This window comes from Pseudoalteromonas sp. NCCP-2140, assembly GCF_023708065.1.
Lineage (GTDB): Bacteria > Pseudomonadota > Gammaproteobacteria > Enterobacterales > Alteromonadaceae > Pseudoalteromonas.
In genome coordinates this window covers 16,560-42,375 of record NZ_BRCZ01000019.1, presented here as the reverse complement: position 1 = coordinate 42,375, position 25,816 = coordinate 16,560, and the positions used below count along the sequence as shown (strand labels likewise).

Annotated in this window: 19 protein-coding genes; 2 read left to right on the top strand and 17 right to left on the bottom strand. The window is 40.7% G+C overall.

Annotation, left to right across the window (positions count from 1 at the left end):
* Positions 1-213: 213 nt before the first annotated feature.
* From ppiC to NFU46_RS19895, 9 genes are all read right to left on the bottom strand, one after another.
* Entirely contained in the window at positions 214-492 is a 279-nt protein-coding gene (gene ppiC, locus NFU46_RS19935) for a peptidylprolyl isomerase PpiC (protein WP_251604341.1), read from the bottom strand.
* Positions 493-562: 70 nt separating this feature from the next.
* Complete coding sequence (locus tag NFU46_RS19930; protein ID WP_251604339.1) at positions 563-901, bottom strand: hypothetical protein; 339 nt, start codon at positions 899-901, stop codon at positions 563-565.
* A gap of 48 nt (positions 902-949) precedes the next feature.
* Positions 950-4,000 (bottom strand): S8 family serine peptidase, encoded by a 3,051-nt coding sequence (locus NFU46_RS19925; protein WP_251604336.1) that lies wholly within the window; start codon positions 3,998-4,000, stop codon positions 950-952.
* A 338-nt stretch (positions 4,001-4,338) separates the two neighbouring features.
* Positions 4,339-4,968 (bottom strand): lysoplasmalogenase, encoded by a 630-nt coding sequence (locus NFU46_RS19920; RefSeq protein ID WP_251604333.1) that lies wholly within the window; start codon positions 4,966-4,968, stop codon positions 4,339-4,341.
* 58 nt (positions 4,969-5,026) lie between these two features.
* Positions 5,027-5,425 carry a thiol-disulfide oxidoreductase DCC family protein gene (locus tag NFU46_RS19915; protein ID WP_285835553.1) on the bottom strand — a complete coding sequence of 133 codons (399 nt, stop codon included), beginning with the start codon at positions 5,423-5,425 and terminating at the stop codon, positions 5,027-5,029.
* A gap of 2 nt (positions 5,426-5,427) precedes the next feature.
* A complete protein-coding gene (locus NFU46_RS19910) occupies positions 5,428-6,450 on the bottom strand; it encodes a zinc-binding dehydrogenase (RefSeq protein ID WP_251604327.1) in 1,023 nt (340 codons plus the stop codon).
* A gap of 13 nt (positions 6,451-6,463) precedes the next feature.
* A complete protein-coding gene (locus tag NFU46_RS19905; protein WP_251604325.1) occupies positions 6,464-7,870 on the bottom strand; it encodes a TolC family protein in 1,407 nt (468 codons plus the stop codon).
* Positions 7,863-11,009, bottom strand: coding sequence for an efflux RND transporter permease subunit (locus tag NFU46_RS19900; protein ID WP_251604323.1), 3,147 nt, complete (start codon positions 11,007-11,009; stop codon positions 7,863-7,865). The genes NFU46_RS19905 and NFU46_RS19900 overlap by 8 nt, the downstream gene beginning before the upstream one ends.
* A gap of 6 nt (positions 11,010-11,015) precedes the next feature.
* The gene (locus tag NFU46_RS19895) at positions 11,016-12,182 is read right to left on the bottom strand and encodes an efflux RND transporter periplasmic adaptor subunit (RefSeq protein WP_251604321.1); all 1,167 of its coding nucleotides are present in this window, start codon (positions 12,180-12,182) and stop codon (positions 11,016-11,018) included.
* Between the two features lie 118 nt (positions 12,183-12,300).
* On the opposite strand from NFU46_RS19895, the gene NFU46_RS19890 reads away from it, so the two are divergent.
* The gene (locus NFU46_RS19890) at positions 12,301-13,245 is read left to right on the top strand and encodes a LysR family transcriptional regulator (RefSeq protein WP_251604318.1); all 945 of its coding nucleotides are present in this window, start codon (positions 12,301-12,303) and stop codon (positions 13,243-13,245) included.
* Positions 13,246-13,255: 10 nt separating this feature from the next.
* Here NFU46_RS19890 and NFU46_RS19885 read toward each other — a convergent pair whose 3' ends face one another.
* The 3 genes from NFU46_RS19885 to NFU46_RS19875 form a co-directional block, all read right to left on the bottom strand.
* The gene (locus NFU46_RS19885; protein WP_251604316.1) at positions 13,256-14,287 is read right to left on the bottom strand and encodes a GGDEF domain-containing protein; all 1,032 of its coding nucleotides are present in this window, start codon (positions 14,285-14,287) and stop codon (positions 13,256-13,258) included.
* A 117-nt stretch (positions 14,288-14,404) separates the two neighbouring features.
* Positions 14,405-16,222, bottom strand: a complete 1,818-nt coding sequence (locus NFU46_RS19880) for a serine hydrolase (RefSeq protein ID WP_251604314.1) — start codon at positions 16,220-16,222, stop codon at positions 14,405-14,407.
* Between the two features lie 126 nt (positions 16,223-16,348).
* The gene (locus NFU46_RS19875) at positions 16,349-17,197 is read right to left on the bottom strand and encodes a DUF6279 family lipoprotein (RefSeq protein ID WP_251604312.1); all 849 of its coding nucleotides are present in this window, start codon (positions 17,195-17,197) and stop codon (positions 16,349-16,351) included.
* A 547-nt stretch (positions 17,198-17,744) separates the two neighbouring features.
* Here NFU46_RS19875 and NFU46_RS19870 point away from each other — a divergent pair.
* Complete coding sequence (locus NFU46_RS19870; protein ID WP_175080098.1) at positions 17,745-18,467, top strand: tetratricopeptide repeat protein; 723 nt, start codon at positions 17,745-17,747, stop codon at positions 18,465-18,467.
* Positions 18,468-18,486: 19 nt separating this feature from the next.
* Here the strand turns inward: NFU46_RS19870 and NFU46_RS19865 are convergent, their stop codons facing one another.
* The 5 genes from NFU46_RS19865 to NFU46_RS19845 form a co-directional block, all read right to left on the bottom strand.
* Positions 18,487-19,842, bottom strand: coding sequence for a coniferyl aldehyde dehydrogenase (locus NFU46_RS19865; protein WP_251604345.1), 1,356 nt, complete (start codon positions 19,840-19,842; stop codon positions 18,487-18,489).
* A 191-nt stretch (positions 19,843-20,033) separates the two neighbouring features.
* A complete protein-coding gene (locus tag NFU46_RS19860; protein WP_251604343.1) occupies positions 20,034-21,464 on the bottom strand; it encodes an SLC13 family permease in 1,431 nt (476 codons plus the stop codon).
* A gap of 57 nt (positions 21,465-21,521) precedes the next feature.
* Positions 21,522-22,481 carry a porin gene (locus NFU46_RS19855; RefSeq protein ID WP_175081478.1) on the bottom strand — a complete coding sequence of 320 codons (960 nt, stop codon included), beginning with the start codon at positions 22,479-22,481 and terminating at the stop codon, positions 21,522-21,524.
* Positions 22,482-22,695: 214 nt separating this feature from the next.
* Positions 22,696-24,066 carry a sigma-54 dependent transcriptional regulator gene (locus tag NFU46_RS19850; protein WP_130167551.1) on the bottom strand — a complete coding sequence of 457 codons (1,371 nt, stop codon included), beginning with the start codon at positions 24,064-24,066 and terminating at the stop codon, positions 22,696-22,698.
* Positions 24,063-25,802 carry an ATP-binding protein gene (locus NFU46_RS19845; RefSeq protein WP_251604310.1) on the bottom strand — a complete coding sequence of 580 codons (1,740 nt, stop codon included), beginning with the start codon at positions 25,800-25,802 and terminating at the stop codon, positions 24,063-24,065. The genes NFU46_RS19850 and NFU46_RS19845 overlap by 4 nt, the downstream gene beginning before the upstream one ends.
* Positions 25,803-25,816 lie beyond the last annotated feature (14 nt).

The following is a 25,816-nucleotide window of genomic DNA, read 5'->3' as shown; positions in this document are numbered from 1 at the left end:
TCAGCCGCATAACAAAACGCTTAAAAGGGACAATTACACAATGCCGCTTCGCGATTATCGCATTGCGTAATTGCCCCTTAGCTTAAAGTTATTGATTAAATACTCTAACGTGTTTCTGTCCAAAAATGAGTTAAAACCACAGGCTTCAACTCACTAATAATAAATATTTAGGTCTAACGACGTGTCTTATTAGTTTTAGGCAGGCTTTAAACTTTACGTTCTGTAAAGCACTTTGATTACATGCCAACCAAAGCGCGTTTTCACTAGATGTGGCTCTAAAATTTCGCCGCTGAAAGCTACTTTGTCAAACTGTGGTACCATTTGACCACGTCTAAATTCGCCCAAGTCGCCGCCTTTTTTACCCGACGGACAATTTGAATGTTTTTTAGCTAGGGTCTGAAACTTAGCACCCTTTTTAAGTTGCTTGATAATGTCTTCAGCTTGTTCTTTGTGTTTAACTAAAATGTGCAGTGCGTGCGCTGTATTTGCCATGGAAAATCTCGAAAATTAAAACGCGCGTATAATAACATAAAAAACGCATAATCACTGATATGTTATCTAGTTAATCAACCTGGCTTGCAGGTAAGTAATGAACTCTTTTCATTCCTTTGATACTGCTAAGTGCTTGAATGTGAGATTTTAATAAGTTTGGCTCTATGTTATTATCGAACTCAATGATTACACGCCCGAGCTCAGGGTCTACTAATCTTAAATAGCCACTATTCACTTTTGAAAAATCAGCTAACTCAGCAGACTCAACATATTCTTTTGCTACAGACAAAACGAGTACACCACATTCATACTTTAAACCTTCGTAAACGCACTCATTTTGATTTTGCTTACAAGCACTTATAAAGCTCGTAAACATAAGGGTTTGTAAAATAAAAATACGCTTAAACATTATTGCCCCTAAAAAAGCGGGTATTTACTAAAAATACCCGCTATTACTTTACTCTGCTACAGGAACTGTAATAGGTAGAACAACCCTTCTTAGAACAGCACTTTCATCACCTCTAACCCATAAAATAACTTCATAGTTTAGTGGTTCTATTGATGCACTTTTAACACCTTGCAATGTTACATCAAAAGTTACTGTGTCACCTGGTTTAGCCGCCTGGATGACTTCTGGTGTGATATTAGCTACCCACTCTTCTCCAGAGATATGTTCAATCGAAATATCAATCTCTTTCAGCGCTTCATCTAATGCTTCAGAGATTCTATCCGCGATTTCATTACTGTCTGTTGATAGCATAAATGATACACCGCCCGTTGCGCTTACAACACGGTTGATATCTTCTGTTGTATCACTGTTACTACCACTTTGAAGTCCAAACACCGTGATGCCGTTATCTTGAAGTTCACTAATAACTTGTGTGAAACCTGCACCTGGATAGTCAGTTTCGAGATCAGAATCATGGAAAGCGGCATCGGTCGCAAGTAGCACAACTTTTAATGCCCCTTCACGCCAACCAATGCTAGAGGGCGATATTTCACCCGCGTCTGTGTATTGACCGTCGTCGTTGATATCGCGTCCCGCACCTGTTGCTACTTGATAAAGGCCTTCAAGTTGTGACTCTTGATAATCACCGCCATAAAAGGTCTCTAAACTAGTAATACCTGATTTCACATCATCAACATTAGTCGTGACTTCTTGAAGTAAATAAAACGCTTCATCACCACTTCCTGCACTACCATAGCCATCAATTGGAAAATCAGAAAATGCCGATACACCAAAGGCTACGTTAATACCCCGACCATTTAAGTTATCAAGAATTGCATCAGCTTGTATTTTTAAATTACTAATATCATCGTCATAGCTACCGCTAACATCAATTAAAAACATAATATCTAATGCATTTACTGTTGTTTCTGGTAAAGAAAATTCGATGGTTTTATTAATTTCGGTGCCTTTGCTCAATGAAGTAGCAGCCATAACTTCAAGATCAGAGTCCACAGTTAATTGTGCTGTTTTAACTGCCGAATTAAGGTTTAGTAATTTCGTAGGTGATGTAGTGCCTACATCTTTAGACTCATCAGATAAAACAACTGTATTACTTGCTGTTGAAAGTAAAATATCACGAACTTCAGCTGCCTTTAACGATGAATTGATACCTTTGATCAAACCAGCAGAACCTGTGACTAAAGGCGCAGCATATGATGTCCCGCTTCCAACTTCACCATTACCCCAACCTAAATCCACACCAGGCGCAGCTATATTTACCACTTCTCCCATACGTGAAAAAGTAGCATCCATATTGCTACTATCAGTCGCAGCAACAATTAGCGCATTTGTTTTCCATGCATCAGCGCCGATATCATCTTCAGATAGTAAAAGTTGGTGATCAGCTTTTTCGCAGTTGTTACCTGCAGAATACACAAGTAACGCATCTTTTGATTTTGCATATTCGACAAGGTTGGTTTGATTTAATCGCCAGCTACGACGGCTTTGTAACCTTTCTTCAGTTGGATCTGAGCACTTACTTGTATCACCCCAAGATAAGTTAACAATACTTGCGCCATTATCGATTGTTGCTTTAGCACCAGCAATTAAGTCAGTTACGAATGTTTTCTCGCCTATGCCAAATGGGCAATCAGCCGCACTTAAAATTCCATCACAACGTCTAAAGTACACATCGGCATGAATAACATTTGCATACGGGTTAACCCCCGAATAACTTTTACCCTCTGTCATATTGTGCGCTGCAACAAAGCTAGTAACCCACAAGCCATGCTCTGAATCAGTATCGTCAGTATCGGTGGTTACATAACCCCCGTCTGCTAATATCTGTAATCGAGATAGTCGTGACTCATCTAAACTAGTTTGAATATCTGAGATACCTGTATCAACAACCCCTACTTTTACTGATTCTAAACTGTCTTCTTCAATAGCTTGCCATGCTTTATCTGCAGAAATGATACTGTGCCAATAATCTCCTGTGTAAGTCGCTTCATCTTCAACACTTGCAACTTTCTTAGCCATTGTCAGCTGCATCGATTTATTCGATTTTGGCTTTTTAAATTTTATCGGATTTTCACGAAGGCTATCTGGCGCTACAATTTCATTTAATCCAGAGTGACGAACCCCTTCAAGGTTTGCTAGGTCATTAATTAATACAGACTCTTCAGCTGTATCTCTTACCCTTACTTGCATTAATTTTAATTTTTTGTCGTAGCTATTTAATGAGCCACCCAATGAATCAATTTTATCGAGCACTGCCTGTTGCTCTTCAAGAGTAATATCTTCTTTTAAATGTACTAGTAGTTCATCTTGAGCTGCTTCGACGCTTCTTCCGTTAACCTCAATGGTTTCTAAGCCTTTAGGTGAACCAAGCGCATCTGTAGGTACATTGACAACAATTACATCAAGCGTTTGAGTAAATGTTTGACCATCGTTGTCAGTAACAAGAAGCTCAAATTGAAGCTCTTCATCAAAGTCTACATCTGGGGCTGTGAACTCAAGGTTAGTGGTTGAACTATCAGCTATTTCTACCTCAACGCCACTTACTTGCGACCAAGCATAAGAGATAATTTCGCCATTTGGATCAGATGCCTCAAGATTTAAGGTGGCCGCTGTATTTTCATTGATTTCTTGAGGATCTTTAGCATCAATTACAGGAGCAATTAATACATTCTTAATAGTCAATGTTGTTGTATGTTTAGTCGAAGCACCTTGGTTATCTGTTGCTGTTAATTCAATTTCAACAGTCGTATCCTCATCTACCTCGGGGGCGGTAATTGAAAAAGTAGCGTCAGTCGTATTTGATAAATCTATTTCTGGGCCTGAAAGTTGTGCCCATTGATAACTGCTGATAGTGCCATCAGAATCCGTTACTTCAGGTTCAAGAGTTAAAGTTGTAAGTTCATCGAAGCTAACTTGACTCTCTGCGCTTATAACAGGTGCAATATTTTGTTTTTCATCATTACTGTCATTATCGCTACCACATGCTGCTAACAATGAAGTAGCAATTAAGGTAAGCGCAAAATTGCGAGGGTGTTTCATTATTTAATCCTTAAATAATTTAATCGTTATTACGAATAAAAGAACACTTTGGAGATATAAGCCTTTCCATGGTTTATTAACTAGAAATGCTAGGAAATATAACAATGGGCTATATATCCAAAACATAAGCACGCTAACATCTTGTCAGTGCGCTCTAGGTGGAAAAGTTTAATACAAAGGAACTAGAATGCAACAATCACCAAACAACTTTTTCATTTAAATACAGTATTTTAACAAATAAAACCCATTAAAACCTACTAATGGCAACAATACAAAAAGACGAACTAAGATCATTTTGTCCGCTAAAAGCTTACTATATAGCTAGTAAAGTCTTACAGTTACTTATTTGAATAATAACTTAAAAAACCAGTAATTAAGAAAAGCTGTGCAATGTAATACGTTATCATTATTGCGATATCTGCATGCGCTATTTCTAAATAAAAACGGTTAAGGCCAAGAATAGAGTCTGATATTACAAACACTGCCCCACCTAACACTAAAAAGCCGTTCGATTTATCCGTCATCCAAGTAAGGCTTGCCATTATGATAAGCACCAACATATAGAAAAGCACAGGGATGAGCATGTCATTTAAGTTTGGATAGAATAAGCAAAAAACGATGATAGCCAAAAATAGATAAAGAAATACAACGTCTAGTCGCCAGTTTTTAATTGGCAACATGGTAATGATATAAAAAGCGTGGCTAACAAAAAATGCCGCTAAACCGCCTATAAACAGTTGCCCCGCATCAAGGGCTAGCAACACATCACCTAGTGCTGAAAAACTAAGAGCGAATAATAAAGTGATAAAAGTGCGATTTTGTAACTGACTGCGTGCTTTTAACAGCATCACAATCAATAGGCCGATTGGTAATGTTTTAAATAGCGCCAAAAAAGGCTGAGGAAATACTGGTTGTAATAGCAGTAAAGCAATGTAGACCGAACTAAAAATTAGAAAGAGGATGTTCATATTCTTATTATTGTGATTTGTTCCCAATAACGAGAATAGCAAGCTTTACTTAAAATGTTTATAAAAAGTGCTGCTTTTGTTCTTCGGTCAGTAACTTACACTGTGTTTGCTTGCCAAAAAGCCGATAACGATTACGACCAACCCAATCATATATACGATCGCGATAACCTTTTGGCAGTAGCTTAAACACCTTAGCTACAGAAAAAGGAAAACCTAATTGTGTCGCGATAAATAACACAGCGTCACTTTGTTTATATAGCTGGTTTTTATCAATGACTACCATTGAGGATAGTGGATCTTTAACTTTGTAAGCCTTTAATAAACGCTCACCTTTATCGCTTTGCATTGGGCATAACTTAAAAGTGATTTGCTTATCAAAGCGAACAATAAACCGCACACAAAAATGGCACAGATTACACTGACCATCAAACAGTATGACTGGGCAGTGAGTTTGCAAGATTAACCGCTTACCTGCACAACTTGTTTTCCGGTAAAACCACCAGCAAGTTGTTTATTTAAAGCGGCTGAAACAGCTTCTGGGGTAAAATCAACGGCATGAATTTGTGGCAGTTTGATCTCGCCACGGGCTGCATTATCGAGTAATAAGTTACCCATAAAGCTTAGCTTTTGCTGCGCACATAAGCTATTTGCAAGCCACGCTCCGCCTAACGATACAATGCCAATATTGGGTGCGCGTCTAAACATAAGTTCTTGCTCAAACTTAGGTAATTCATTTAAACAAGCAATACGGCCACAAAAGCGCATTAGCTCAACATTGCGAATGGTGGTATCGCCACCAATACAATCAAGCACCGCATCAAAACCTTGCGGACCTAATTCACGGCGAATTTTATCTTCAAGTTTTGGGTCTTTGTAATCAAACACCACATCAGCACCTAATTGCTTAAGTAACTTATGATTGTGTTTGCTGGCAGTGGTAAACACGGTTGCACCACGTTGCTTAGCAAATTGAATAGCGAATTGGCCAACGCCGCCTGCACCTGCATCAATAAACAGTGAATCCCCTTCGCTTAGCTGTAACTTATCAAGGGCAATTAATGCCGTCATACCTGAACAAGGTAAAGTTGCAGCATCTGCCGGTGATACGTTATCTGGCACAACCGATACCGCATAGTTTGGTACCGTTGTGTATTCAGATAACACACCTTGGTCACCAAGACTGGCGTGCCATACAACACGTGCACCCACACCAGGGAATACACCTTTATTTGCTTGAACAACCACCCCAACAGCATCATGGCCTAATACATGCGGGTAATGCCATTTGCAAAAACCTTGTTTTGCAAAGTTGGCATCACCATGATTTAAGCCCACATATTCAACTTTTATCAAGAGCTCATTGCCTTCAGGGCTCGGTACTGGCACAGAAAGCTCAGATAACGCAATCGCGTCATTTGGCTCAAGCAGTGCAAGCGCGCGCATTGTTGACGGAAGTTCTGTAGTTTGTTGAATATGTGACATTGAATACTCTGGGTTAAAGGTTGTTTAGTTCAAAGCTCCAGCGACCATTAAACGCTTGATAAGCACTTACTTTGGCCTGTAACGAAGCAATTGTTGAATCAACAGCGTTCTCTTGCGCTATTAAAACATCCTGTCTCGCATCTAACAACTCTAAGTAAGGAATTTGTCCTTCTTGATACATTGCTTGAGCTTGACCAAATGCTTTATTCGCATAATTAAAACGCTGATCAGCATAACTTAACTGTTGCTGCTGTTTGACTAGCCTTTGTAAAGTAAGTTCACTATCGCTAATGGCTTTTAATACTTTACTTTGATAATCACTGTAAGCGGCTTCACTTAAAAACTGCTGTGCATCACGCTGAGCTAATAATGCAGGATAGCTGAGTAATGACCATTCAACTGTTGGCGTTACTTGCCATTGTTGCACGGTATCTTCTAAGCCATTACTGGTTAAGCTCACCACACCTGCAAACCCTGCCAGACTAATATCTGGCAGTAATGCTTTTGAGGCGGCAACACTTAGCGAATAAGCCTGACTAAACTGATACAAAGCACTGGTGATATCTGGTCTGAGTGCCATTGCTTCACTGGCTTTATTAAACGACACGCTAAATTCGTGGCTTAATAACTCAGGCTCTTCTATCAAGGTTATGTCGCTTGCAAGTCGACCAGTTAGTACCGCAAGGGTTGCGAGGTCACGATATTGCAAGTAACTAAGCTCAGGAATAAGCGCTTGTTGCTGCTTTAACTGCGCAAGAGTACGGTTAAGATCAAGCTCATTCGCAACCCCCTCTTCTACTCGCGCTTTGAGCACATCTATACTTTGCTCGAGCGCCTCGATTTGCATCTCAATGATAGCTTGCTTTTGTACATTACCTTGATAGCTCACATAGCCTTGTACCACAGCTGAAACCACTTCAACCTGTAATGCTCTTAGCTGCTCTGCTTGGTTTAGTGCACCTGCATTAGCAGCATCGACTAACGCTGTAATACGACCAAACAAATCAAGCTGCCAATTAACATTAACCCCTGCGTTTGACTGGCGCGTAATAGCGCCATCTAAGCTACTGCGCTCTGCACCCACGCTTAGGCTGCCCTGCGGATAATAATCCGCGCGGGCTGCACCTAAACGGGCAATGGCTGCATCAAGTTGAAGTTGACTGGTTTTTAGGTCGTGATTCATTGCTAATGCATCAGTCACTAAATTGTTTAACTGCGGCGAATCTAAACGGCGCCACCAATTATTTTCGCTCGCACCTTCGTTTTGTTCACCAATTTGTGTATCGCTAACAAATTGTGTCAGGCTCACTTGCTGCTCTTGCATATCGACGCTTTGTGCGCAGCCTGCCAGTGCTCCGGCTAACAGCATTGCACTAACTAGTTTGCCGTGTTTAAAGATTGCATTAAGAGGCTTATGCATCGTGTTGCTCCTTCTGCGATTTTTTAGTTACTAACATATAAAATACCGGGGTGAACAATAAGCCAAACACGGTTACACCAATCATGCCTGAGAATACCGCGTTACCCATGGCATGACGCATCTCTGCACCTGCACCAGTTGCTAAAACAAGGGGTACAACACCTGCTGTAAAGGCAATTGATGTCATTAAAATTGGGCGAAGTCTTAAGCGACACGCTTTAATAATGGCTTCAAGGTGAGACAGCCCCGTTTTATGCTGATCTCGTGCAAATTCAACCATCAAGATGGCGTTTTTGCTTGCCAGTGCAACCAGTACGATTAATGCGATTTGCGTGAAGATGTTGTTGTCATCACCAACAAGCCACACACCTAACAAGGCCGAGAAAATCGTCATAGGCACAATCAAAATAATGGCCAGTGGTAATCTTAAGCTCTCGTATTGCGCAGCAAGTACCATGAACACAAGTAATACAACCAGTGGGAAAACATACACCATGGTATTACCCGCTAATATTTGCTGATACGTTACTTCTGTCCATTCAAACTCGATACCATTTGGTAATGTATCGGCAAGGATTACTTCAATCGCATGCTGTGCTTGGTCTGAGCTATAACCTGGCGCAGGGCTACCATTTAGTTCAGCTGTTGGATAACCGTTATAGTGCATTACACGATCTGGGCCTGTTGTAGGCGTGACCGTTAATACAGAGCCTAATGGCACCATCTCACCCATACGGTTACGTACTTTAAGATTCAAGATTTGATCTGGATCTTGACGGTAATCGGCATCAGCTTGCGCATTGACCTGATAAGTACGACCAAACAAGTTAAAGTCATTCACGTACACAGAACCTAAGTACACTTGTAAGGCATTAAATACTTCATCAAGTGGAATACCTTGAATAAGCGCTTGCTCACGATCAATGTCGATATCCATTTGTGGTACTTGAATTCTAAAGGTTGAGTATAGGCCCATTAACGCAGGGTCTTGCTGTGCTTTAGCAATGGTTGCTTGTAAGCTATTAAAGAGTGCCTCAAAGCCTTTGTTAGCACGGTCTTCAATTTGTAGTTTAAAGCCACCTGTTGTTCCTAAACCTTGAATTGGTGGTGGTGGGAATACCGCAACAAACGCTTCATCAATAGTCGCAAACCTTTGATTTAACTGAGCCGCAATTGCCATTGCTGACATACTCGGATCTTGGCGTTCTTCAAAAGGTGCAAGTGGAGTAAACATAATGCCGCTATTTGGGCTATTTGTGAAACCATTCACCGATAAACCAGGAAACGATACTGTGTTTGCAACACCCGGTACTTGTAATGCAATTTTTTCCATTTCTTGCACGACTTCTTGAGTTCTATCTAAGCTTGCCGCATCTGGTAGCTGTGCCACAGCCACTAAATATTGCTTATCTTGCTGTGGGATAAAACCGCCTGGTACAGCATCGAACAATTTAACTGTGCCACCAACAAGCGCAACATAAGCAACTAATACAATTACACTCATACGAATTAGCTTTTGCACGAGCTTTTCGTAGCCATTGGCGCCTTTATCAAACAAGCGGTTAAAAGGTTTAAATAACCAGTTACCGAATACACGGTTTAATAACTTAGTTAAGCGATCTGGTTTTGCATCATGGCCTTTTAGTAACAGCGCTGATAATGCAGGTGATAGTGTTAACGAGTTAAACGCTGAGATAACCGTTGAAATAGTAATGGTTAATGCAAATTGCTTATAAAATTGACCAGATAAACCTGTAATGAAAGCAGTAGGAATAAATACCGCACACAGTACGAGTGCAATGGCGATAATTGGCCCTGTTACTTCGGTCATCGCAACACGGGTTGCTTCAAGCGGTGATAAGCCCTGCTCGATATTACGCTCAACGTTTTCAACTACAACAATGGCATCATCAACAACAATACCAATGGCAAGAACCAAGCCGAATAACGATAAGGTATTAATAGATACACCAAGCCATTGCATAACCGCAAACGTACCAATCAATGACACCGGTACCGCAATCAGTGGAATAACCGATGCACGCCATGTTTGTAAGAACACCACTACAACAATAACCACTAACGCAATTGCCTCTAGTAGCGTTTTAATTACAGCATCAATTGAGCCGCGTACGAATACAGTTGGGTCATAAACAATGTCGTATTCAACACCAGCCGGAAAGTCTTTTGATAAACCTTTCATGGTTTCACGCACTTGATCAGACAGCTCAATCGCATTTGAACCCGGGCGCTGGAATACTGGCATTGCAAGGGCTGGTTGACCATCTAACATCGCTCTTAGTGCATAGGTGTCTTGACCTAATTCAAGGCGTGCAACATCACTTAGGCGTGTAAGCTGACCTTGCTCACCCACTTTGATGATCACATTTTCAAATTCTTCTTTTGAGCTTAAGCGCCCTTTTACATTCATCAGAATTTGAAATTGATTACTTTTCGAAGTTGGTTGTGCACCTAAACTACCCGCAGCAACCTGCTGGTTTTGCGCGCGTAATGCATTTACTACGTCCATGGCTGTTAAGTCACGTGCAGAGAGTGCATCAGGGTTAAGCCAAACACGCATTGAGTACTGGCCACCGCCAAACATACGAACATCACCCACACCTGAAAGACGAGCAATTTGATCTTTGATATACAAATCAGCATAGTTCGCTAAGTAAGTTGTATCATGCGTTTTTTCTGGTGAATATAAATGCACCACCATGGTTAAATCTGGTGATGATTTTTCAGCTACAACACCTAAACGCTGAACTTCTTGCGGTAAGCGTGGAAGCGCACTGTTAACACGGTTTTGCACTTGTACTTGCGCACGGTCTAAATCAGTCCCTAATGCAAAGGTGACTGTTAAAGTCATACGGCCATCACTGGTCGCTTGCGAAAACATATACAACATGTTTTCAGTACCATTGATTTCTTGCTCAAGCGGCGTCGCTACCGTTTCGGCAATCACCGTTGGGTTTGCACCCGGGTAACTTGCCGTCACAACAACAGTTGGAGGCACTACCTCTGGGTACTCACTCACTGGCAATTGAAATAACGAGATTGCCCCTGCAATGAGAAAGATAAGCGACAGCATCGCTGCAAAGATGGGTCGCTGGATAAAAAAGTGTGAAAATTTCATTTTGACCTACTGTTTAGCAACCAAATCTGAGTGATTATTTGAAAGAGTAAATGCAATTCCGTCGCTATTAATAGTGACTGTGTTTGGTGAAATTGGCATACCAGGACCTACACGCGCCGGACCATTCACAGCAATCACATCATTTTCGTTTAGACCCGATGTAATCGCGCGTAAGCTGCCGTAACGCTCACCCACAGTCACTAATTTATATTCAAGAACATTGCCTTCACCTACGGTAAGTACAAAGCGATTCTTTAAATCAGTACCAATTGCACGTTCTGGCACGATGACTTTTTCGCTCACTTTATTGGCAGCAAGTTTGATACGAGCAAATGAACCTGCACGTAATTGTTGTTCATCGTTTTCGAACACCGCACGTACACGAAGAGTGCCTGTAGTTTCGTTGATTTGGTTATCAATGAAGTTGATTTTGCCATTGTAATTAAAGCTGGTTTGACCCACTTTTTGCATCACAACCGCTTGTTCACTTTGCGCTGTCACATCAGCAAATGACCGATTCCACGTACGCTCATCAATATCAAAATAAGCATACATTTGCTGGTTTGAAACAATGCTTGTTAATACGCTTTGACCTGCAAGAACATTGTTACCTTTGGTTATATTAGCGCGCGATACAACGCCATCAATTGGCGAACGCACTTGCGTAAATGCTAAATCAAGCTCAGCGGCAGTAAGCTCAGCTTGTAGTGCTAGCAATTGTGCTTCGCGTTGTCTTAGTGTTGATTTACGAGACTCAGCTTGCTCCGTTGAAATCGCTTTTCGCTCTGTTAAGCGATCTGCGCGTTTTGCTTCACTTTTAGCTTGCTCAAGTGCTGCCTTAGCACTTTCGATTTGTGCCTTTAAGCTATCTACTACGGCAGCAAATGGACGAGCATCAAGGGTGAAAAGCAAATCACCTTCTTTAACGCTGTCACCTTCTTTAAAGTTAATTTTATCGATAACACCCGAAACACGCGGCATAAGCGCAACTTCTTGTGGCGCTTCTAAACGCGTTGTATAGGTGTGCCAATTTTGTACTTGCTTTACAAGTACTTGTGCTACATCGATAGGTTGTAATTGCTGTTGCTGCGCTGCTTGGTTGGCTTCTGTGCCACATCCTGCAAGCGTTAAGCTCGCAATGGTCACTGCCACTGCAAGAATAGATTTGTTCATCACGACTCTCCTGTTAATAGATTGGAGACAATGTTACGGAACTAATTAGCGGATAAAAATGATAGATTTTTAAATTCATTAATGCCAGAATGGCACCAATAAAGTTTGAGGAACTGCTATGGATACCACCAGTCGCTTATTAATGTTGCTTGAAGTGATTGAACGAGGCTCATTTGCCAAAGCCGCAGAGTCTAGAAATATAGACCGTTCTGTCATTTCAAAACAAATTAGCCGTCTTGAAGATGAATTAGGAGTGCGTTTACTTAATCGAACCACGCGCTCTTTTTCGTTGACTGCTGCTGGCGCTGAAATGGTAAAAAAAGCAGCTGAACTCAGAGAGTTGCTATCAGATACCGTAAGACTTGCAGAGAATTACCACCAAGAACCCCGTGGTACGTTAAAAATTACCTCATCAAGTATTATCGGTAAGCGTTATATTCAGCCAGTCATTAACGACTTTCAAAAACGTTTTCCGCAAGTTGAAGTAGAGCTTCGTTTAGACGACAGACTGATTGATTTAGTATCAGAGGGCTATGATTTGGCTTTTCGTGTTGGCGAACCAAAAGACTCGTCATTCATTGCTCGTAAAATCGCCCGCAACCGTATGTTACTTTTAGCCTCACCTGAGTTCATCGAAACATACGGTATGCCTAAACATGTTGAAGACTTAAAAGAATTACCTGCTGCTAGCTATTCAAGCCCAAGTAAACGCATTGGCGGTATTCGTTATCGTAATGCCGATGGCGATATTATTGAGCAAAATATCAAAAGCGTCTTTCGTGCGAACGATGCCGAAGTACTTTTGATGAAGGCTATCTCAGGCAATGCTTATGTGCTAGCACCGGCTTTTATTCTTGATGATGAAGTTAAACGTGGCGATCTCGTGCCTATTTTAACCGATATGGAATTACTCGATTACAGCGCAGTGTATGCGGTTTACCCACACAGAGACTTACCTGTAAGAACACGTTTATTCTTTGATGCTATGCGTGAATACATAGGCAAAGATATTCCAGTATGGGAAGCAAACATTCCTGACTTTGACTCTATGTACAAAGGCTAACTTTAAAGCACTAACTCGCTTTATTTTGTTGGCTTAATTCATAAGCCGTTACCACTCTATTTCGACCTTGCTGTTTGGCTTGGTATAGCGCATCGTCAGCACGCTTAATAAAGTTTTTAAGGGTTTGGTTTGGCATGTAGCAAGCAACACCAATACTAATGGTCAGATTGATTGCTTCCTCATCAATGTTGTGGATAGTCGTTGATAACTGCTCGCGCAGCATATCTGCAAATTCAAATGCACTCTGCGGGTCGCTATCAGGTAAGAAAATAGCAAACTCCTCACCACCAATACGAAAAACATAACCTCTGTTAATACGCTGTCTAAAGAAACTGGTTACTTCAATTAAAATGCGGTCACCCACTTCATGGCCATATTGATCGTTTATATTCTTAAAGTAATCAAGGTCGAGCATTAAAATAAACAAGCCATTTTTGTTTTTTAGCTCAACTTCAAAATAATGGGTCATCGCCAAGCGGTTACCAGCTCCGGTTAAAGGGTCAAGTAACGCTAAATTCTCGAGCCGCTTACCATATTCAGCACGACTATTCTCAAAGGTATGAGACACAGCCCAGATACTGATGTAGGTAAACGAAAAATTAAGTAAAAAGTTGACACTATTGAGAGGTTCAAGACTTGGTTTGGTTAATAGAATAGCCCCTTGCAGTACTGCCACTAGAAGCGACAAAACTTTGCCGTATTGCTTACCTAATAACAGATAAAATAAAACCGGTAGTGAGCACGTCCAAATGAACAACAAACTTTTTATATTACCAAGGTAAGTACCTAACGTAATAAGTAGCGTTAAAAACACGCATAAGGTGAGGGACTGCCAAAGATGACCATTGCGTTTTCGGGTATAAAAAAATATATAAAAACAAAACGACGCAAAGACGACTTCTAATGCTCCAAGAACAAAAAAGTCATTAATAAAAAGATTGAAAACGGCGAATATTCCAGCCAACACACCAAGACAAAAGCCCATCCATTTAAGAACGTTATTTCGTAATGCTTGAGTGCCTCTTAGCGCCCCAATATCCATCCAGTTTCTCGTTATTGTTGTAATTGCCTAATTTTAACGCGAAACAAGAATTATAGGAACAAGTTATTACTAAAAAGTGCATAAAGATGCACTCTATTACAGTGAATATTAAATCAACTAGCCCCAAAGCTTTAGGGGGAACACTCCCCAAATCACTAAAATGACAGACCATTGCAATGTGCAAAACATTGCAAAACCATTCAAGTAATTAATAAGAGACATTTTTTTATAATTTAATACACGCCATAAACCAAACAACATGGCAAACGGTAAAATTGTCGTTGCTATAGCTAAAATACTACTCGCAGCTGTCACTTCACCAATACGCATAAATGACTGAGTCAAGAACAATGGCAGTGGAACCAGCAGAAATGTCGTAGCTAAAAAAGGAATCTGTACTTTTCTCATTAAGTTAAAACGGCCTAAAACCAAACAAATAGAGCCGTAAATCAGTATCCATATCAAACCGATTAACCCAAATAATAAACTCAACCACATTGGTACCAGTACCCAAAGACTAGTCTGCTTATATGTTCGAAAACCATCGGTGATTAAGTGTTTACCACCGTCAGAAATATATAGTGCATGAGAGGCTACTCGCTTTGTGTTCTCGCGAAATAAATTACCGCCCACAGGGTGCAAGACTTTCTCGTGCCCCTGAAAAGGCTTAAGTACGAGATCGTTCCCATCTAACGATACAAATGCAAAGTGAAGTAATTGGTCAAAGTACTCAAAACGCTTCACTCGGGTTGGAGAAAGTGTGTAAAAACCTTGCCATTCATCTACTTTTAATTCTGAGCTTAATGGCGTCAATGGTTGATATTTTTTAATATCAAGGTGCTTAATCAACATATCATCAAATTGTTTATAATCAGCTGTTTCGATATCAGCATTAAAAGCAATAAAAAATGCTTTTTGCTCATTTGGGAAATAACAAAAATTAGTCCGATAACCCAAAGTAGAGCCACTATGACATTTACCTACTACACCATGCCTATCACGAGTTGTAACTCCAAACGCGTAACCAATGTCCGTTAATTGATTTAAAGCAGCTTCGGTTTTGAAAGGCTTACCCATACTTTTTAATAATGAAGATTCGATAAATACACGCCCATTTACCTTTCCATCACCCATCAAGAATCTAGCAAACAGTGCCATGTCATTAGCTGTCGTTGTGAATTGTCCTGCAGGTCTTAAATACATAGGGAGTGTGACTTGGCTGACACCATTTTCGAAGTAACCCATGGCGAGCATTGGATCTCGAAAAGGCCCCTCTTGTGATACAAATTCAAACGTGCTCATGTGCATACCCAGAGGCGCTAGTAATTGTTTATCGAGGTATGCTTCGTAGCGCTCATTCACAACCGTTTCAATCACCATACCAAGTAAAGCATACCCAATATTAGAATATGAAAGGCGGCTTCCTGGGCGATTTCTTATATGTAATTGATTTGGTGCAATAGTATTTTGTAGGGCTGTATCAGGCTCAGCTTTTGTCGTCAAAAGTTGCCAAAGTCGAATATCTTCGAGACCCGAAGTGTGATCAAGCAAGTGCCTAACCCGAACAGGGTTGGTTGATGACCAAGAATTTTTAAAATCAATATCAGATAAAATTTCATTAACTGGTGTATCGAGAGACAGTTTACCTTCTGTTACAAGGTGTAATACACCAGTGGCAATAAGCGTTTTAACAATAGAACCACTCTGAACCTTGTTATCTGTCTTCATTTGCAAATCAAAATCGGCGAGCCCTTTCGCCCCTAATTCAATTCCATCTTCTGAAACGGTTGACCAAACAACCCCAACTAACGATTCACGATGCAAAGCTTGTTCAATTTGAATAGACAACTCACTTTGTGACGTTAACTTTTTCCCCAGTGCGGGAAAGTGAGACACTAATGATAATAAAATCAGTACGATATAGAATTTTTTCACAGCTTTTTCATTTTATTTTTATACCAGTGACAAGGCTTAAAGAATAAACCTACTTTATTTTTATTATTTTGTTACAGTGGCAAAGCGCCTTATAGATCAAATAAACAGCTCAATTCCAATAGAATTTTAGTCATCGATTAAGTCAGCCACTTCCTCAATTAACTCATCAAACTCATCGTGAATGTTACGACGTTGTTTTTCGTTTAATGTAGGTTTTAGCTCCAATAGTAAGTTAACGTAGTTATCGAGATTTTTATCATCGGCGGCAACTAACTCATCGCTCATAAATGCAAAACGGTCATTAATGATAACAGCGAGTTGACTATCAAAATCTGCTGGTTTTTGCTTTTGCATAAATAGCGCTTTTAATGCATCTAAACGCTTTTGCTTGTACTGCATCCACAGTAAAAATGTACTGACTCGCGTATTTGATGAGTTCTCTATCAGTGTTTGTTGCTGTGCAGATAGCTTGGTACCGAACCACTCTTTATAGTTTTCAAGGTTTTCTTCTAAACGTTCTTTTCTATGTTGCTCTGGCGTTTTCTCTTCGTGCTCTTGGTATTCATCGTTAATGTTTTCTTGCAGTGCTGCAACAAACTCAACACGCTGTTCATAAGAAAGAGCGTTTGCTAAATCGATAAGTTCAGGCTCGATTTTATCAACCAGCGTTTGCCAATGCTGCTTTGCTTGTACAAAGTGTGCTTTAAGTTCGTTATGGTCAACTTGCTTATCTAACATAGTCTTTAAGCTTTCAAGATCACGTTTGTATAAAGGAAGTTGTGTTTCTCGATGCCAATCGCGGCTGGTTTTGACGATATGCTTAAATTTATCAGCTTGGTCACTGTTGAGGTCAACATAATCATCAATCCAAAATCCTGATAACCAACCTAAATTATTGTAAGTAAAGCTAGGAGAACACCCAGCAACGGTGAACAACAAACTAAATACGATTAGATACTTTGATAGCTTTTTCATTGTAGTTTTTTCAAATCCTGTTTCAAAACAAAGTAAACATACCACTAAGAACAAAAATTCAGCAATAGCAATTAAATGAAATTAATTATCATTTAAGTATTGACGAACAGCTAAACCTAAGTAATAATCGTTATCAACAACTTGGTTCGCTAAACTATTCTCACAGCAACATCATGCTGTTAAAGGCTTTGATGCTGTTTAACCAAGTTAGTTCAAGACGTAACTCTTGATTGTCGTCTGTTTCCTCGACCCAAACATAGACATAAAACGTTACACTTTACTTGCTACATTGCTCATATCGGTGACGGTAGATATGACACGAAAAAGCCCGCTACGGGCTTTTTTTATTTCTTTAATTTTTTCTGTAAAATCTGTATCTTAAGCCTACTTGTTAATTGCAAAGCTTGCCGCTGTCTATAAATTGGGCATTTGCAGCTGTTAGGGCTAAACTAAAAGTGATGTTTTGCTCAGTGGCTGTTTGGCAATGCATATTATCAATAGCTCAATGCTTTGCTATTGATACCTAACACACATTTGGAGGCAGACTATGATCAAGCCTAATTTTAAAACACTATTGCTCGCTAGCACGTTAATCTTGTCACCTTTAGCAAATGCCAGTCTTGAAGATGCCCAATTAGCGGCGAATGAAGGTCGTTTTGAAGAAGCACTTCATGAATTTAATTACCTTGCAGACAGAGGTTATGCCCCTGCAATGTATGAGCTTGCTAAAATGTACGAAGGTGGCTTTGGTGTACAACGCAACTACCAAAAAGCGGCAGAGTTGTACGAAAAGGCAGTAAAAAAAGTACATGCTGATTCAATGTTTGCATTGGGTGTGCTTTATCAAGAAGGTAAAGGTGTCAAACTTGATAAAGAAAAAGCAATTTCATTATATGAAATGGCATCACAAAAAAATCACCCAGCAGCGCAGTTTAATTTAGGGGTTATGTACGCCAATGGCGAAGGGGTAATTCAAGATTACCGTACAGCGCTTAGCTGGTACCAAAAAGCGGCAGCAAATAACTTTACTCTTGCTCAGTTTAATATGGCATTGATGTATTACGAGGGTTTAGGTGTTCCTAAGAATCTCGAGAAATCATACATTTGGAATACCATTGCGGAATACAACGGCAACATGGATGCAAGCCATAGCCGTAAGCTTGATGAGCGCAATATGATGCCTGCAGAAATTGAAGCTGCGAAAGAAAAAGCAGACGCGATTTATGCAAAAATTCAGGCTGGTTTATACGCACCTGATGGGCGTTTATAAATACGCATAGTACTTGCGCTTAACGGCGCAAGTACATCCATTTTAATAATTTGATCAGCAACTTATTTTGCTTTAACAATAAGCTGGTACGTGGATTAAACTTACCTGATACTAGGGTATTTCGTGCGTGGCTAAAGGTTTTAAAGCCCTCAATACCATGATAGTGCCCCATCCCTGACTCACCAATACCACCAAATGGTAGTTGATCTGCTGTTACCTGCATTAGTACATCGTTAATTGCCAATGTTCCACTTCTGATTGATGAACTTAACTTACTTATTTTGTCTTTGTCATGACCCAAAATATACAAGGCAAGAGGTGATGAATCGGCATTGATAGTGTCAATCACCTTTTGCAGTGATTCATAACTCATAATTGGCAGTAAAGGGCCAAAGATCTCTTCTTGCATTACCCGCATATCGTCATTTAGTTGCGTTAAAATATGCAAACCCATGCGATGTTTGAGTTCATCAACTTGATGCCCTTCTATTGGCTCGAATACTTGAGCCCCTTTGTCTTTTGCATCATTTAGTGTCGCAATTAAGCGTTGATATTGCCTATCAGAGACAATAGACGTGAGGTTCTTACCTTCAACTCCTTGTTTAAAGTGCTTTTTATACAGCTCACTGAGTTGCAGAACTAACTGATGCTCAAGCTTTTTGGGCACAAACACATAATCAGGCGCAACACATATTTGCCCTGCGTTGTTTAACTTGCCAAATAACAGAGTTTTTGCAGCCTCTTTGATATTCATATCGTCAAGAATCACAACCGGTGATTTACCGCCTAACTCAAGGGTCACTGGGGTGAGGTTTTTACTGGCCGCTTGCATCACTTTACGCCCTACTGAAGTTGAGCCAGTAAATAGTAAATGAGCAAAAGGTAAATCACAAAAAGAGGCGGCAGTGTCGGCTTCGCCTTCAACAATAATGCAGTGCTCAGCAACGTCACTGTCCATTATTTGCTTAATAACAGCATTAGTATGTGGGGTAAATTCGCTTAGTTTTAACATCACGCGGTTACCCGCAGCTAATGCGCTAAGAGCCGGTACTAATGCTAATTGAATGGGGTAATTCCACGGCGCAATAACACCCACGACCCCTTTAGGTTGGTAATGAATATGTGCCGATGAAGGCCATAAACTGATACCCACACTGCGTGATTCGTTTCGTGACCATTTAGGTAAGCGCTTTATGGTGTCGGTTAATGATTTTACCGTTGGCAATAAGTCACCCAGTACCGTATCGAACTCGGTACGGTAACCAAAGTCTTTGCTTGTTGCTGCAACTAGGGCTTGCTCATTTTCAATTAGGCGGGATTTAATCGTTTTTAAAAGCTTTATACGCTGATCAATAGCTAAATAAGGCTCGGCCATAAAAGCATCGTTGAGTTTTATAAATTCACTCTGTAATTGTGCGTGTATATCAGTCAAAACATCATCTCTTGATAAACGATTTTAGCCACTATAACTAGCTATATTTATCTGAGCAACTTAATAAATGTAAAAACAGCGCTCATAGTGAGCGCTGTTATTGATTGGAATAGGTTGAAAACTTAAAGGCTTAACTAAAAACCAAATACCACTGCGGCAATAGTCATAGTAACTACCGTGATCATCGCAATAGCAATTATGTTCAGTGCAAAGCCAGAGCGGATCATATCGCGCATTTGAATTTGCCCAGAGCCGAACACTATTGCATTAGGCGGTGTCGCAACTGGCATCATAAACGCACAGCTACACGCAATAGCCGCAGGAATTACCCATACCAGCGGTGTACCAAATACTGACTCAGCAACTGGGCCTAATAGTGGTAAGAAACCTGCCGCTGTAGCTGTGTTACTGGTGATCTCAGTTAAGAAAGTGATTAAGGTTGCCACTGCTAGAACACTTAATACCAATGGAATTGCACTCGCCCCTTCAATCATGTGAGCAATGTATTCAGCAAGACCAGATGATTTAATTTGCGCAGCCAGTGTTAAACCACCTCCGAATAATAGCAACACGCCCCACGGTACTTTAGCGGCACTTTCCCAATCAAGAATACGCTCACCATCACCTTTGTTTGCTGGTAACACGAACAATAATAATGCTGCCGCTATAGCAATGCCGGTATCAGAGATTTTCAAGCCTGAAAAATCAGCCAGTAGAGGTCTGAAGATCCAGCATACTGCCGCTAAAACAAACACGGCTGCTACGCCTTTTTCAGCGCGTTGCATTGCACCAAGCTCTTGTAACTGCGATAAGAATAACGATTTAGTATCTTTACTTGCTGCTTTGGCACAATCGGTATCTACTTTATAAGCAAACTTAGTTAACCAAACCCAACATAAAGCCAGCATAACAGTTGCAAGTGGTACACCTACTTTCATCCACTCAGCAAAGCCAATATCAATTTTGTAGCTGTCTGATAAATACGCAGCCATAAGTGCATTAGGTGGGGTACCAATTAAAGTAGCAATACCACCGATACTTGCACCGTAAGCGATTGATAATAATAACGCTTTACCAAATTGATCATTTTCAGGGTTAGACTGTTTAACCAACATAGTAATTGACATAGCAATTGGTAGCATCATCACAGCAGTTGCTGTATTTGACATCCACATTGATAAAAATGCCGTTACTAACATCATGGCTAAAATTTGTAGGCTTGGCTTAGTACCAGCACGAAGCATGGTATTAAGCGCAATACGCTTATGTAAACCCCAACGCTCCATTGCGATTGAGATCAAAAAGCCGCCTAAGAATAAAAAGATCAAAGGGTGTGCATAAGGTGACGCGACCCCTTTGATTGCTGCAATGCCAGCAAGAGGTGATATAACCAGTGGCAATAATGAAGTAGCAGGAATTGGCACAACTTCGCTTACCCACCAAGAAGCCATCCAAAATGCAAGGCCTGCGGTACGTAGTGCTGATACACTCATACCCGCTGGTGGATCGATTAAGCAAGTTAATAACATCACTAATGGGCCCAGCAGTAGCATTACTGTGCTCATTAATGGGCGTGGCTGTGAGCCATCTTTTGTTTGGTTTACTAATGACATACCGACTCCTTAGAACTTGTATTTAAGGCCAATTGCAACGCTGTTATCTGATTCAAGTTCTAAATCTAAATCAGTATAGAATAAGTATGCTGTGGTTTGTTTATCAAAAACATAGTCAACACCTGCTGTCCATTGTTTACCTTCTTCAGCATGGCGAATCTTTGAGTCATCTTTAACGTATTGCAGTTTCGGTACCCATTTATCGATTGCGTAGCTTGCACTAATTGCATAGCCATTGCCTTCTTTCGTACCGTCAGTAGATTCACTGCGTTGGAATAAACCTGCTAACTGTAGGTTTTCATGTTTCCATGCGGCAACCACACGGCTTGCTGTTAACTTATTTAGTGCATCAACGTGGCTGATAGCGACATAGTAGTCTTTAGATTTTAATGCACGGTCACCATAAATAACCGTTGCAGCATAACCAGATTCATCATTGCTGCTATCATCTTTTGGTGCATAAGTTAGCGCAAGTGATGCGCCACCATACGTTTTTGAGCTGTAAGTAATGGTATCGCCGATACGGTCTTGACCAGGGATCAGCTGAGCGATATCAGCTTGGGTTTCGTTAAAGCCGTCAACTTTACCTTCTGAGTATTTAAAACGGGTGTCGTTACGACCGACAACCACTTCACCAAAATCGCCTGCAAGGCCTAAGTAAGTATTACGAGCTGAAAATGGCTCGCTGGTATCGTCATGTTCAAAGCCTTTTACTTGAACTTCGTATTTGAATACTGCTTTTAGCGACTCAGTTAGTTTGTGGCTACCTTTAATACCAATACGAGAAAAAGGTGCTTCGATTTGCGTACCTTCATCTGCATAGCGCATAACGCCTGTATCTGTGTTTGCTATTTGAACTTCTGCTTTACCGTATACCGCGTAGTCTGCTGCCATTGCTGAGCCAGCTGTGCTCGCTAAAATCACAGCCGCTGCTACGCGTGTTTTTGTATGAGTGAATATTGTTGTCATTATGCGCCCCTTATTAGGTTCAAATTGTTGTTCCTAACTATTAAGGCAAGTTGGTTGCCAACTTAGTTAATTTTAAAAAAGCTGTTAAATAACAGTAAATTAACTTTATTGACGTAAAAGAGGCTGTTTTTTTATGGGTGGATATCCACACATTTTTAAAAATGTGCTGTCACCAGTTCCACCCATTGTGAGGAGTTTAATGTGAGAGAGTTGCTTAGTCTTTGAACATTTCGCGATTAATACCGTATTTGGTCATCTTGTCGTAGAGGGTTTTACGTGCAATTTGTAATGTGACCATGGTGTCTTTTATGCTGCCGTTGTTTCGTTCTAGCGCTTCTTCGATAAGTGACTGCTCATAAAAGCTAATTTTCTCGGCAAGGCTTAAGTCTTGAGCAAGCTCGTTGTCACTGTTTGCATCACTGTACGAGGCAAAGGCCAGATCAGAGCCTAGCAATACGGCACGTTCGGCCTGATTTCTAAGCTCTCGTACATTACCCGGCCAATCGTAGGCAAGAAGTCGCTGCTTTGCTTCACTACTGAGTGGTGCAGGTGGTTTATGAAAACGTGTCGCCGCTATCGAGCTAAAATGTTTAAACAACAGTGGAATATCGGCCTTTCTGTCTCGTAATGCCGGAATACTCACTTTAACTAAGTTTAAGCGGTAATATAAATCGGCTCTAAACTCCCCCGCTTCGACTAGTGTCATTAAGTCTACTTTGGTGGCAGCAACAATACGCACGTCTAAATCAATGGCGTGGTTATCACCTACAGGCGTTACTTTACGCTCTTCAAGCACCCTTAATAACTTTACTTGTAAACTTGCAGGTGTTGACTCTATTTCATCTAAAAAGACAGTACCGCCTTTAGCAAATTCAAACTTACCTTGGCGAGATTGCGTAGCACCTGTATATGCGCCACTGGCTGCACCAAATAGCTCACTTTCAATCAGTTGCTCGGGGATTGCGCCGCAGTTTATGGCAACAAAGTTAGCCGCTGATCTGTTACTTTGATCATGTAAGTAACGGGCAACTAATTCTTTACCAGTTCCAGTTTCACCTTCTATTAGAACATCAGCGGGAGTATCGATAACCGCATTGAGTAAATGCATCATTTGTTGCATTTGCTCGGTTTCACCTAAAATTCGCACACCGGGCGCAGAGGTTTTCTCTACAGCAATTTTTAAGGCGCGGTTTTCCATCACTAATGCACGTTTTTCTGAAGCGCGCGCGATACAATCTAACAACTGCTCTGTTAATGGTTTTTCGAATAAATCATAAGCGCCAAGTTGCATGGCTTTAACAGCAACCGATACATCGGCAAAGCCGGTAAGAAAAATAACCGGTAGTTCACTATCGAAGGCTTTCACTTGTTCTAAAAATGCCAAACCGTCCATTTTTGGCATGTTTATGTCACTTAAAACAATCCCTTCAAAACGACGACTCAATTTTGAAAGTGCCGCCGTTGGCTCACTAAAACACTGAACTTGATAACCTTCAATCTCAAGGAGTTGCTTTAATGAATCGCGTATCACCGCTTCGTCATCAATAACGATTACCTGATTACAGGTCGCTGCAACTACACTCATGATGGTTCCTTATTTGTTTGTAAGGTTATTATAAATTGTGCGCCGCCTTCAGGGCGGTTATGCGCAGATAATCGACCGTTAAATGAGTCGATAATTTGCCGTGAAATAGATAAACCCAAACCTAAACCGTTGCTGGTTTTAGTACTGTAAAATGGCTCAAAGATGTTACCCAATGCATGTTGATCAATACCTGGGCCTGTATCAAGAATAGAGAGTTTTACGCGGTCGTCGAATAGTTCGAGGTCGAAACTCAATTCGCGCTTTTCAGATTCACTCATTGCTTGGCTAGCATTGGTGATCACGTTGACCAAGACTTGTTCAAACTTAACGCTATCGACCCACACAGTAATGTTTGCGTCAATATCAGCAGCTTTTACCTCGATATCGTCTTGCTTTAACTGGGCGCTGGCGATCATTAACGCATTTTTTAACATGCTCGCTAAGCTTTGCTGCCTAAGTTGGGTTTGTGCGGGTTTACTAAAATGCTTAAGCTGAGCGACAATTTTGTGAACACGCTCTATTAGAGATTGCACCAGCACTAAATTTTCGCTGGCTTGCTCAATATTGCCTTTAATAAGCAGCCTCTTTGCACTTACTAAATAAGTGTTCATGGCACTTAAGGGCTGATTGATTTCATGGTTAATGCCCGCACTTAATTGACCTATCGTTGCAAGCTTGGCTGTTTGGATCAGTGCTTTTTGCGCTTTTTCGAGCGCTTGGGTTCGTTCAATTACTTCTTGCTCAAGGCTATGTCTTGAAAACAAGAGCTTTTTGTAGCCCGCAAAGCGCACCATCGCCATATGAATAAGCACAACAGCAATAGCATAAAACACACTAAACCAAAGCAGTCGAGGTATTTGCGCAAGCTCCACATTAGTTACATCCACCAGCACACTGGCTTTGGCGTTTATAATGTCTATTGTTTCTGTGGCACTAATAAAGCGCGCTTGCTTGCCATTAAGCAGAATATTTTGCTGTGCGGTTTGTTCACTTAAAGACTTATGATTATGATTAAGTAAACTCGGTTTATGAGACAAGTAGCGGCGCGACTTAACCAAAGCAGCCATTTGTTCGTCGTTAAGCGATTCAAGTGACTTTAATCGCCAGTCCTCAACGTCTGACATCACAATAACGCTATCTTCTAATGCGATATAGAAGTGGGTGCTGTCTGATGCATTAAGTAGCTGGCGGTCTTGTTCAAACTTTTTCGCATTCACTTTTAAGGTAACAACGGCAATAACTTTACCTTTATCAATAACCGGCTCTGAAAAGTAAATGCCCCGCTCACTTGAGCGCATACCTAAAGCAAAATAAGCTACTTTTTCACCTTGCTTGGCTAAATAAAAATAAGGTCGAAAAGCAAAGTTACTGCCCAAAAAGGTGTAATCAACTTGCCAGTTACTACTTGCCACGACCGAGCCTGTTAAATCCATTAAATAGACATCTGATGCACCACTGGCACGTTGGATATCTTCTAAATAATAATTAACAGCCTGCTCGCCTATTCCTTGCTTAACCACAAAAGATTTAACTAAATCATTGGCACTGACTAAGGTCGGAATTGTTTTAAATCGGTCTAATTCGCTTGAAAAATAATGACTTAACTGAGTAGCTTGAACACGGCTTTGTTGCTCTGCTTGTTGATAGTCGTGAGCGCGTCCAACGTAAAAAACTAATACAAGCAACAATAAAAGCATTGCACCTGCAATAACTAACTTTTTACTTAATGACGACATTCAAACCTTTGCGA